This is a genomic window from Planococcus sp. SE5232, from assembly GCF_050686535.1.
Classification (GTDB): Bacteria; Bacillota; Bacilli; order Bacillales_A; family Planococcaceae; genus Planococcus.
On record NZ_JBOGCP010000006.1, the window covers coordinates 22,202 to 34,176 of the forward strand.

Annotated in this window: 12 protein-coding genes; all 12 read right to left on the reverse strand. The window is 47.0% G+C overall.

Annotation, left to right across the window (positions count from 1 at the left end; genetic code table 11):
- Positions 1-64 precede the first annotated feature (64 nt).
- The 12 genes from nhaC to ACRC6Q_RS17245 all read right to left on the reverse strand — a co-directional run bounded on the left by nhaC (position 65) and on the right by ACRC6Q_RS17245 (position 11,960).
- Complete coding sequence (gene nhaC / locus ACRC6Q_RS17190) at positions 65-1,450, reverse strand: Na+/H+ antiporter NhaC (RefSeq protein WP_431467129.1); 1,386 nt, start codon at positions 1,448-1,450, stop codon at positions 65-67.
- A gap of 349 nt (positions 1,451-1,799) precedes the next feature.
- A complete protein-coding gene (locus tag ACRC6Q_RS17195; RefSeq protein ID WP_223642245.1) occupies positions 1,800-2,066 on the reverse strand; it encodes a hypothetical protein in 267 nt (88 codons plus the stop codon).
- Between the two features lie 42 nt (positions 2,067-2,108).
- Entirely contained in the window at positions 2,109-2,966 is an 858-nt protein-coding gene (locus ACRC6Q_RS17200; RefSeq protein ID WP_223642243.1) for a pentapeptide repeat-containing protein, read from the reverse strand.
- A 152-nt stretch (positions 2,967-3,118) separates the two neighbouring features.
- Positions 3,119-3,304, reverse strand: coding sequence for a hypothetical protein (locus ACRC6Q_RS17205; protein WP_006830008.1), 186 nt, complete (start codon positions 3,302-3,304; stop codon positions 3,119-3,121).
- A 73-nt stretch (positions 3,305-3,377) separates the two neighbouring features.
- Positions 3,378-4,301 carry a class I SAM-dependent methyltransferase gene (locus ACRC6Q_RS17210; protein ID WP_431467130.1) on the reverse strand — a complete coding sequence of 308 codons (924 nt, stop codon included), beginning with the start codon at positions 4,299-4,301 and terminating at the stop codon, positions 3,378-3,380.
- A gap of 52 nt (positions 4,302-4,353) precedes the next feature.
- A complete protein-coding gene (gene tpx / locus ACRC6Q_RS17215) occupies positions 4,354-4,860 on the reverse strand; it encodes a thiol peroxidase (RefSeq protein ID WP_431467131.1) in 507 nt (168 codons plus the stop codon).
- Between the two features lie 35 nt (positions 4,861-4,895).
- Positions 4,896-5,474, reverse strand: coding sequence for an RDD family protein (locus tag ACRC6Q_RS17220; protein WP_431467132.1), 579 nt, complete (start codon positions 5,472-5,474; stop codon positions 4,896-4,898).
- Positions 5,475-5,486: 12 nt separating this feature from the next.
- Entirely contained in the window at positions 5,487-6,500 is a 1,014-nt protein-coding gene (gene sppA / locus ACRC6Q_RS17225) for a signal peptide peptidase SppA (protein ID WP_431467133.1), read from the reverse strand.
- Between the two features lie 76 nt (positions 6,501-6,576).
- On the reverse strand, positions 6,577-7,494 hold the full coding sequence (rarD, locus tag ACRC6Q_RS17230; RefSeq protein ID WP_223642226.1) for an EamA family transporter RarD: 918 nt from the start codon (positions 7,492-7,494) through the stop codon (positions 6,577-6,579).
- 222 nt (positions 7,495-7,716) lie between these two features.
- On the reverse strand, positions 7,717-9,291 hold the full coding sequence (mbcS, locus tag ACRC6Q_RS17235; protein ID WP_223642224.1) for an acyl-CoA synthetase MbcS: 1,575 nt from the start codon (positions 9,289-9,291) through the stop codon (positions 7,717-7,719).
- 356 nt (positions 9,292-9,647) lie between these two features.
- Positions 9,648-10,850 carry a tRNA uracil 4-sulfurtransferase ThiI gene (gene thiI, locus ACRC6Q_RS17240; protein ID WP_431467134.1) on the reverse strand — a complete coding sequence of 401 codons (1,203 nt, stop codon included), beginning with the start codon at positions 10,848-10,850 and terminating at the stop codon, positions 9,648-9,650.
- 6 nt (positions 10,851-10,856) lie between these two features.
- Positions 10,857-11,960 (reverse strand): cysteine desulfurase family protein, encoded by a 1,104-nt coding sequence (locus ACRC6Q_RS17245; protein ID WP_431467135.1) that lies wholly within the window; start codon positions 11,958-11,960, stop codon positions 10,857-10,859.
- Between the last annotated feature and the right edge of the window lie 15 nt (positions 11,961-11,975).

Here is an 11,975-nt window from a genome sequence, read left to right on the forward strand (position 1 = left end):
ATAATTTTTTTCACACAAATAAAAACAGGTGATCATGAGCATCACCTGTTTTTGCTTTAAAATTTTATTTTACCTGCTTATAAGTCAAGGTTTTACCGGTAAATCCGAACAACACTGTCAGTATCGGCGACAGCAGGCAAAAGAATGCGAACGGCAGATAGTCGAGCGTCGAAACGCCGATGACTCCTGTAATGAAAATTCCGCAAACACTCCATGGGACAAGCGGATTGACCACGGTGCCGGCGTCTTCCATGACACGGCTCAAGTTTTTACCGGCCAGCCCCACTTTGTCATAAGGTTCTTTAAAGGCCTGCCCTGTCAGCAGAATCGACAGGTATTGCTCACCGATCAGAATATTGATACCGATTGCCGTCAAGGCAGAAGCAGCGATGACAGACGATACTTTTTTCAGCAAACTTTCCACTTTGGCCAACAAACACTGGACGATCCCCAGCGTAAACAGCAAACCGCCCATGCTGAGCGCCAGCAGCACTAAAGCTACGGTGAACATCATGCTTTCCATTCCGCCACGGGACAGGAGGGAATCGATTTCCGCTATGCCGGTGGTTGATGCGTATCCACTGAACAGAACTGTAAAAAGTTCAGAAGCTGTAGAAGTCTGATGAAAAAAAGAAATAAGGATTGCCGACGCCGAGCTCAAGGCCAGCGTCATCAAAGCCGGTATTTTCATAAGCGTCAAGAAGATCAGCACAACAAGCGGAATGATCGTATACCAATGAATCATCCCAGTGGCCAAGAGCCCTTCCTTAAAGATGGCTACGTCCTGGACACTGGCACCTTCAGTTTCAGGTGACAGAAAAGCAAACAAGATCAAGGTGATCACAAAAGCGGGAATCGTCGTCCACCCCATATTACGGATATGTTCGAACAGGTCCACTCCGACAATCGTCGAAGATAAATTTGTTGTATCCGACAACGGCGACATTTTATCTCCAAAGAAAGCACCGGAAACAATCGCACCTGCCGTGATGGCAAGCGATAGATCCATCGCTGTCGCCATGCCGATAAAGGCTACACCAATCGTTGCGACAGTCGTCAGGGAACTGCCGATGGACAAACCGATCAACGAGGTCACGATGAAGACGATCGCATAGAAGAAGGTCATGGAAATCAGTGTGAATCCTGTAAAGATCAACGTTGGAATGGTGCCGCTGATCATCCAGCTGCTGATCAGGATTCCGATGAAGAAAAACAGGAAAACAGCGCTCATACCTGCTCCTGCTCCTTCCACCAGTCCTTTTTCCAGCGTACGATACGAGACTTTTTTCGATAAGCCATAGCCGAACAGCAGCAGAATCGAAATCAGGATGGGGATATGCGGAACCGATTCATACTTGATGATGCTGACACTGATCATTAGAAAGATAATGCCAGTTAGAAAGATGGCTTCTGAAAACCTTGGCGTGATGACTGATTTGATATTGTGCATGACAATCTCTCCTTTTCTATCTATAAAAAAAAGAGAAAACCTCCCATCCCCATAAAGGGACGAAGGTTTTCTCCGCGTTACCACCCAATTTGATGCTTTGACTGAACAAAACATCCACTTCTTTACGTGACGATCAAACTGATGGTGTATTTCATCCAATTTGCTGCCTGAATTCACACCTGCCATCCAGTCTCTTGCTGCTGCGCACAAATTGCCTACTAAATCATCGATCGAATTATATATGAACTAAATAGCTGGAAAATCGTTTTTTAAAAACTCACTTGCCTAATCGTTTTTAAAAGTATATTGAAATAGATTCTACCAGTTCCCTCCCACAAGTCAATACTTTTCAAGAAAAATTTGATTTCACCATCTGGGATTTTGCTAACCGGTCATAAAGTGATTGTTTGTTTTTCGTCAAGATGAAATACAGCGACACCGGAAAAGTGACCAACAGGAATCCCGTCAGCTGAGCGATGGGCCGAGAAGCTTGAAACAATTCCTCAAGTGACGGAATCAAAAACAGCGAAACAATCATCACCAACAGCAGATACCCAAAAATCAGCAGATAATCAACAGCAAAAGCCTTAAGGCGAAGCCAGAATCCTGCATACATCAGAGCCCTCCTCACAGACAGTTCATGTCACCGTTTGGATCGTTATCCCGCTTTCCAATGAGCCGGCTTCGACAGTAAAGCAGGAACCTTCGTCTGGTCATCTCCTTTTGCGGAATTCACTTGCATTTGAGTTAAATAGATACTGCCTGTCAAATCGGCTCCAGACAAATCGGCTCCCCGCATATCCGCTCCGATGAAATCCGAGTTCCTCATATCTGCATTTTTAAAATCCGCTCCGATCAGGTAAGCGCCTCTGAATGTCGAGCCTTTCAGATTTCTCCTTTGAAATTTTGCCCCAATCAAATCCGCTCCCTGGTAATGCGGTCCTTTTTTGCGGTTATTCCTTTTGTTGAAGCGTCCGGACGCAAGCCGGACTTCTTCGCTGACCTGACTCAGCAAGTGATTGATATCCATGCGGTACTCAGGCAAATCCACAGCCACTAATTCTTCTGCTGATGCAAACGTCAGTTCATCAACCGCATCCCTGCTTTTAAGCAGCGCATTCTGCAATTCCAGGTTTTCACAGCGTTCTATCGCCTGTGTCAAATACAGCAGCATTTCCTGCAATTGCTGCATGACCGGCAAGAGCTGGAACATCTTTTGGGCTGACTCCGGATCACCTCTCCAACTGATGCCGCCGAATGTTTGCTGCGAAACTTTTTGTCCTGCTCCGAGGCAATCGAATACTGTACAACCGCTGTAGCCCGAGAGCCTTAAATTTCGATGGATACTGCAACGGAAATCCTCATTCAGGTTTCTGCAGGGAACTCCTCCCGCTTTGTCTACAGGAAAATCGGCAGAAGCTGAAAACGCCAGCGCCACACAGCAAAGACCAAAACAATTTGCACAATCGGCTTGAAAAATGGTCGAGTCATACGCACCTTTCTGATTTGCATGCATATCGTTCATTCTCCCTTTTAAGTTTTGAGTACTCAATTAACCCCATTATACAAATAGCCTAAAAAAATTCCACTCTTTTTTACGCAAAGAAAAAAGGCAGGGGATGAATCTCCCTGCCTTTTCGCCAACCACTTTGTATGGGCTGTAGTTCGTTATGTTCCCATTTTCCGGCGGTTATTGCTGACTTTCTTGGTTTGCTGGCTCTTCATCTTTTTAGTTGACAGTGAACCATTGCCCCCAGACTGTTTATCTGAAGCTTGATTTTTCTTGGCTTCCAATTGACGTTTTACAGCTTCCTGCAAACTGACTTTTTTCGGTGCTTCGTTTGACTCGGTCATTGCGCATTCCTCTTTTCATCAAAAAATAGTACCTATGGATGTTTTAGCTCAATTATAGCATAAATCAACCCGTCTATTCTTTGTTTTCTTTAAACCAACCCGTCACTTGAGAAAAGAACTTAGACATGGATTCCGGCTTCGACATATTCGGAACGCGCGCCAATAAGACTTCTTTCGGTGCTTTGAGGCCTTCCTGCTTTTTCTGCAGGACCAGGATCCCTTTTGCGTGAGCTGAGTTCTTGAACAGGCTTTCCGGCAATTCCATCACAGATTGGATATGGGCATGCTTTTTCAAAAAGCTGTGCAATTGGCTCGCCTGGGCAGATTCAAACAAAGCTTTCGGGACGATGAAAAACAGGTAACCGCCTTCAGCCGTATGCTTCAGCGATTGCTCGATAAACAGGTGATGGGCAAAAGACATGCCTTCATCTGACTTCAATTCGTAAGTGGCAGCTGTCTCCTCATCTGGATAGTAACCTACAGGCAAATCTGAAACCACCACGTCCACCGGATCGATCAATAAAGGCTGCAAGGCGTCCTGCAGATAAAAAGTGACGGGCTGTTCCACGAGATTGCCGGCATTTGAAGCCAGACGGATCAGCAGATCATCCAATTCCACCCCTGCACCTGTCAAACGGCCATCCAGATAATTCATGACCGTAAGCAACAGGTTGCCGGTTCCGACAGCCGGATCCAGAATGACGGCCTGCTCTTTTTTCACGAACAACTCCACCAGGTAGCCGACCAAAAGCCCAAGTGCGTCCGGTGTCATTTGGTGATGCGGTTGAATATGCTCTTTCATGCCTTTCAGTACAGCCAGCTGAAGCGCTTTTCGAATATCTTCCTTGCTGGCCTCTGCTTCCGGCTTGATGATGCCATCCAGCCAATTCTCAGTTGTCGTCAACAGACTTTCCAAATACGCGTTTTCCTGCTCTTTTTGGATTTTTGTCGTGTGGTTATCAATAAAATAAAAGGTCTTTTCCATTGCAGAATTCATACTTTCGCCGTCCTCAATAAGGAAACCCACTCAGGAGAGTGGGTTTCTTGTATTAGTTTGTTAATTCTCTTACTGCGTTCAATGCTTTTTCATAATCGGGATGGTCCGTACCTTCAGGAACATATTCGACGTAGGTGATTTTGTCGTTTTCATCAATGACAAAAATCGATCGGGCAAGCAGCCGGAGCTCTTGCATCGTCACACCGTAAGCTTCACCGAATGACAAATCCCGATGATCCGACAACGTGGTGATTGCATCGACTTTGTTGATTTCCGTCCAGCGCTTTTGCGCAAACGGCAAATCGGCTGAAACAGCCAACACCTCTACATTGTCGCCCAACGAAGCGGCTTCATCACTGAAACGCTTTGTTTGGTCCGAGCAGACGCCGGTGTCCAATGAAGGAACCACGCTGACCAACCGGATTTTCCCAGCTGTATCCTGCAATGTGACCGGTTTTAAGTCGTTGGATAAAACCGTAAATCCAGGAGCCTGATCTCCAACCTTCACTTCTTTATTGGGCAAGGTAACAGGGTTTTTCTTGAATGTAATTTGTACCAATCCAAACGCCTCCCTTTCATCATATCCCCATCATACTAAAACGCGCTGGTCTCATGCAACCCAGACCCATCCGGGGTTTTTTTCTGCAACAGCTTATTTTTTCTGAAAGATTCTTCGTGGACTACTGTTGTGTCCGCGATGTAATCATGGACGCCCTGTTTTAACGGAGTAAATCCGACAATCCAGTAGAGCGGCCAGATGGTCACTGAAATAAAGCGGCCGATCCACTCGCGGAACAGGAGCGTCATCCATGACAAATCATCAGTCTTCAAGGATACCACACGGATGCCCATTATCATCTTGCCGACAGTTTGTCTGAAGAATTTGGTCATCAGGACAAAGTAGCCATAGAAGATGAGGGCGGAAAGAATGGCATATGGTGTATACCAAGGAACACCGCTCGTCTCCAGTCCGACTAAAGCGAATACCGGTTTAACCAATATCGAAGTGAGAGCCGTAACAACCAACAGGTCGATCAAATAGGCCCAGAAACGCACCCAAAACCCTGCTGGTTTCCGTTCGTAAAAGAGAACTTCCTCGTAACTCGGTGTTTCAGGACGCTGTCTGTCGACTTTCACTTCTGCTGCTGTTTCATTCGTTTCGTGGTCAGTCATCATGGTCCCTCCTTATTTATCACCGTATAGATACATCATACGAGGAGAACTGTATTCAGTGAGCATTTTCGTGATCATCTGCGTTTCAATATCATTGCCGAAGAACGAATTCATTTTCATCGACAACAGGGAGCCCCATCCTTCTGAAGCACCATATTGGAACACTTCCGCATTGCCCAGGTCAAAATCAGTTTTTACTTGTTCAATGACATCTTCTTCAAAACCAAAATCATCTGCTAAGTTTACTTCTACTGCCTGGCGGCCATTCATGACACGCCCGTCAGCAACAGCTCTGACTTCATCCTCAGTCATACCTCTGCCTTCTTCGATCACATCAACGAATGATTCATACGAATCATCCAGCATTTCTTGTAGAAGTGCACGTTCATCCTCTGTCATGTCACGCGTTGCACTCATGATATCTTTGTACGGACCCGATTTGATGGTCACAAAATCCACACCATAACGTTCTGCCAGTTCACCATAGTTGACGCTCTGCATGATGACACCGATCGAACCGGTCAAGGTTTCTTCATTCACAAAAATCTTTTCTGCGGGTGCAGCAATGTAATAACCGCCCGATGCAGCTGTCGCTCCCATTGAAACGTAGAACGGTTTTTCCGTTTCTTCCTGGATTTCCGTGATCTTGTCGTAAATCTCCGCTGACTCAACAACTCCGCCGCCCGGGGAATTTACGGTAAGCACTACAGCTTTAACGGTGGGATCTTCCTTGACGTTTTCCAATTGTTCCATAAAGAAAGAGTGATTATAGCCCGCTGCTCCGAACAGAGGCGACGCCTCTCCCGTATCTTGAATGACGCCGTCAACATTCAAAACGGCTACACGGTTATCAAAATCTCCATCTTCTAGGACAACTTCCGAGATACTTGATTGCGTGGTCGCCATCAACTCATCGACACCTTCGCCAAATCCACTTTGAAGAAAAGCGAAGGCTGAGTTGATGACCAATGAGATTCCTAATACGGCTGCGGCCACTACTAAAGCGATCCATCGTTTCGTATTCATTTATGCAATTCCCTCCTTAGTTTCTACCTCTTACTATACGGGAAACACTGGCAAATGTTTCATTGGAAAAGGAAATTTAAACCGAAATTTTTCGATTTGCTTTTCGAATTCCGCGTGCCTCCATAAACTTAGAGGAAGTGAACAAAATCAAAGCGCTCCAAATCAACGAGAAGGAAATCATGTCAACAGCATCAAAAGCCTCTCCGTAAATCCAAACCCCGATCAGCAGCATCAAGGAAGGAGCGATGTATTGAAGGAATCCGATCATGTAAAGCGGGATCAACGGAGCACCGATGGCAAACAGCAATAAAGGCAGAGCTGTAACCAATCCACTGGCGATCAACAGGACATCCGTCGTCAGTCCCGTTTGCAAAAAGGCGACTCGATCGATCGACATCAAATAGACATAGTAGGCAATCGCAATCGGAAAAACGAACAGGGTTTCGATTGCCAACCCGCGCAGGGCATCCAATTTTATGGTTTTCTTGATCAAACCATAAAATGCAAAACTGAAAGCCATTCCGAGAGCCAGCCACGGCAAGGAACCAAATGAGAAAGTTAAGATCAAAACACCGGCTGCAGCCAGAAGAAAAGCGACTTTAATGGCCGGAGACAATTTTTCTTTCAGGAACAGGGCGCCCAATAACATGGAAATCAACGGGTTGATGTAATAGCCCAAACTGGTCTCGACAATCCGGTCATGGGAAACCGCATAAACGTATAGAAACCAATTGGCAGAAATCAGGAACGATGCCAGCATTAATAAGAAGAATTTTTTCTTGGATGTCCACAACATTTTCAGATCCAGCCAAAGTTGGCGACCGCCATTCAGCAAAAGAATAAAACCGAGTGTCATCAAGAACGACCAAATGATTCGACCTGCCAGGATTTCATCCGCCGGAACATGGTCGATCTGTTTCCAGAAAATCGGCATGAATCCCCATAATGTATAAGTTAAAATAATGACCAAAACACCTTTTTTAGAATCTGTCATCCTGCATCGCGCACCAATCTATTTATATTTTGTATTTCGAAATAATAGTCTCATTATAGGCTGGCTTTACGCAGAATGTAAATAAAGACAAACTCCCATCATTAAAGGAATTTGCCCCATGTAAAAAATGAAAGACTCCAAAAAAATAGCCGGTCCTTGAACCGCACCTTCCTTGTCAGTGAATCCTGGCAAAAAAAGATACAGTTCATTTTCCAGCTGTTGTTATTTCTTCACATTTTCCTGTTGGCGCAACTCGACACGACGGATTTTTCCGGATGCGGTTTTCGGCAATTCCGTGCGGAAATCGATGGATCGCGGATATTTATATGGGGCGGTCAACCCTTTCACATAATCCTGCAGTTCTTTCACCAACTCGTCTGAAGCTGTATGGTCCTCTACCAGCACCACAAAGGCTTTGACGATAGTGCCGCGGATTTCATCCGGTGCGCCGATGACAGCACATTCCTGGACAGCCGGATGCTTCACCAGCGCGTCCTCCACTTCGAACGGCCCGATTGTATAGCCGGACGAAATGATGATGTCATCTCCACGCCCTTCAAACCAGAAATAGCCATCATCGTCTTTCGACGCTTTATCGCCGGTCACGTAATAGTCTCCACGGAATTGCATGCTGGTGCGTTCCGGATCTTTGAAGTATTCTTTGAACAGGGCTGGCGTCTCCACATGGACGGCAATATCCCCGACTTCGCCGACAGGGCATGGCTCGCCAAAATCATCGATGATTTCCACACGGTTGCCAGGTGTCGGTTTTCCCATGGAGCCGATGCGGGATTCCATCCCCTTCATCACGCCGACCAGCAACGTGTTTTCAGTTTGGCCATAGCCGTCCCGTACTTCCAACCCGAAGTTCTCTTTAAAGACATTGATCACTTCTGCATTGAGCGGCTCTCCTGCAGACACGGCACTATGCAATGCGGACAAGTCGTATTTCGACAACTCTTTTTGCTTCGCCATCAAACGATACTCTGTCGGCGTACAGCACAGCACATTGATCTTGCGTGTTTCCAGAAGTTCCAAATAAACAGCCGGGTCGAATTTTCCGTTGTAGACAAAGCCGGTAGCCCCGCTTCCCAGAGTTGCCAGGAACGGACTCCAGATCCATTTTTGCCATCCTGGGCTTGCCGTCGCCCACACGATATCCCCTTCCTTCGCGCCAAGCCAATGTTCAGCGGATGTGCGAAGATGCGCATATGCCCAGCCATGGCTGTGGACTGCACCTTTCGGATTGCCGGTAGTTCCCGACGTATAGGAAAGAAACGCCATATCGTCTTTTTTAGTCGGTGCTGCTATGTATTCTGTAGACGCTGCTGCCATTTCATCCAAAAGGGAAATCCAGCTTTGGTCGGATTGGCCGATGACAAACTTGACCACATTATCCATTTCCTTTACGCCTTCAAATTGATCCATAAATGGTTCATAAGCGATGACTGCTTTTGCATCACTATGATTCAACCGGTAAGCAATATCTTTCGCCCGGAGCATCTCAGAGCTTGGTATTACTGCCAACCCGGCCTTCAATGCGCCGATATATGCAACATACGCCTCGATCAGACGCGGCACCATCACCAGCACCACATCGCCTTTCACCAGTCCCGCTTTTTCAAAGCTATTCGCTGCACGATTCGCCCGTTGCATCAACTCATCATATGTAACTTGTAGTTTTTCACCTTTGTCACTTTCCCAGAGGACGGCCAGCTTGCCGTCCCCTTTGGCGTAGCGCTCAATCTCTTCCACCAGGTTATACGAATCCGGCGCTATCAATTCTTCTCGTCCCACGATGATTTCCTCCCTGCAGATGGTGTAATTATTATACTCCTATCATTATACAGGAAGTTTTTAAGTATTCATATTATTTCATATAGTTGGACTATGAGGTGAGGTGAGGTGCGGCGGTTTATTTAGCCCGTCCATAGTTGCCACTGTTCAAAGCACAGGCGCGTGAAATTGCGGGTGATTCCGGGATGAGGTGCGGTCTTTGGTGTCTGAGGTGCGAAAAATAGGCCGCGAGGTGCGGTTTTACCCGTTTGAGGTGCGGAAAATGATTCGCGAGGTGCGGTTATCGCCGTTCGAGGTGCGGTCGCAATAAAATCAACAAAAAAAGAACCGCCTATGATAGATAGGCGGCTCAACACTTACAATAGATCTTCAAATTGATTTACTTTAACACGCGGAAACTTGATGACTTCCCGTTCAGCCACTGCTTCCTCGATTAATCCATCGAATGATACGAAATTTTCGTAGTACTCCACTTTTTCAAGCTTCGGTTTCGTTTTCGGATTAGCCGGCGTGAAGATGGTGCAGCAATCCTCGAACGGGCGGATGGAAATATCATAAGTTCCGATCTGCTGTGCTGTATCGATGATCTCCAGTTTATCCGTCGCAATCAACGGGCGCAGAACCGGCGTATTGGTTACAGCGTTGATGGCCTGCAGACTCTCCAATGTCTGGCTGGCAACCTGCCCCAGGCTCTCCCCCGTAATGATGGCACGGCAATTGGTCTCAGCCAATACCAGATCAGCGACGCGCATCATCATACGGCGCGTGGACGTCATGGTGATATTGTCCGGCACCTGCTTATGCACTTCCTGTTGAAGCCGGGTGAACGGAATGATGTGAAGATTGACGGACGATCCGAACTGCGAAAGTTTTTCAGCCAAATCGAATACCTTTTCTTTGGCACGCTCATTGGTGAACGGCGGACTGAAGAAATGGATCAGCTCAAGCCGGACGCCGCGTTTCAACATATGGTAGGCGGCAACCGGACTGTCCAAGCCGCCTGACAGCATCAATAAAGCTTTGCCTCCTGCGCCCACCGGCAAACCGCCTGCGCCTTGAATGACTTCCGCCATCATATAGACCGCTTCTTCACGCACTTCAACTTTCAAGTCGATTTCAGGATCCTTCATCTGGACTTTCAAGTCCGGAAAAATCCTAAGCACATGGGAACTGAGTTCTTTCATGATTTCCGGCTTTTCATGCGGAAACTCCTTGAATGGCCGTTTCACGGATACCTTAAAGCTTTTGTCGGTATCCGTGATTTTCGCAATCACCGCTTCCGCTGTTCGCTTCATGGCTTCCAGATCCAATTCACAAGCAGTCACCGGACTGAATGATTGAATGCCGAACACATGCGGCAGACGCTCAATGACTTGTGCCAGTTCCTGTTCATCGTCTGAAGTGATGAACATCCGATCGCGTTCTGCTTTGATGTGGAGGTTTTCTAAATCGGAAAAGGTCTGTCTGACATTGTCGCGCAGTCTTCCGATAAATGAACTCCGGTTTTTCCCTTTAGTTGATAATTCACCATAACGCACAAGAATTTGATTGGTTTTCATAACAGGTTAAACTCCTTTAATTATGCGGTATACCCGCTTAAATGCGCTCTGCAGCGCGTTGATATCTTCTTCGGTTGTAAACGCGCCAAAACTGATGCGCATGACGCCGTCTTTGAATTCACGCGGCAGGCCGATCGACTGAATCACATGGCTCGTATCCCGGCTTTTAGATGAACAGGCGCTTGAAGTGGAGACGATGATGGACTCTTTCTGCAGCCCCGATACAAGAATCTCCCCTTTAATCCCTTTAACCGCCACCGCCAAAATATGCGGAGCCGCTCCTTCAGGACTGACGATCTTCACGCCATCGAACTCCGAAAAAAACTGGCGCAAGGTTTTATTCCATTGCAGATGCAGCGGATTCGGCTTTGCCAGTCTTAAGGCTTTTGCCAAAGCGACTGCATGCGGAACGGAAACGGTCCCGCTGCGAATTCCCGACTCCTGCCCTCCGCCGTATTGGATGGCCTGCAATTCGACGCCGGAATATGCCAGTAGCCCGCTGCCTTTCAGTCCATGGACCTTGTGCCCCGATACGGACAATAGATCCGGCATGCTCGTTGAATCGAACGCCAACTTTCCGATGCTTTGGACAGCATCCACATGGAAGATGATCCGGCGTTTTTTCAGCAGACGGGCAATTTCAGAAATCGGATGAAGGGTCCCGATTTCGTTATTGATGTGCATCAGCGATACCAGAATCGTATCGCTTCGCAATGAATTCTTCAACTCATCCACATCGATTTCCCCGTAATGGCCAACAGGCAGACGCGTCACTTCAAAGCCTTGCTGTTCAAGAGCAGCCAGGCTGTACAAGACGGATGGATGCTCTGTTGCAGCCGTGACAATATGCTTGCCCCGGTGCTGGTAGCTTTTGGCTGTGCCGATCAATGCCAGATTATTTGCTTCTGTTCCACCGGAAGTGAAAACGATACGATCCATGTTCAATAATTCTTTTAGTTGGCTGCGCGCAGATTCCAGCAGGTCTTCTGCCTGATTGCCCATCACGTGCAAAGATGCCGGATTGGCGTAGAACTGCTCACTTGCTTTGACGAATGCATCGAGCACTTCTTTTTTTGGCTGTGTTGTTGCGCTGTTATCCAGATAAATCATTTTTCCACCTCCGAA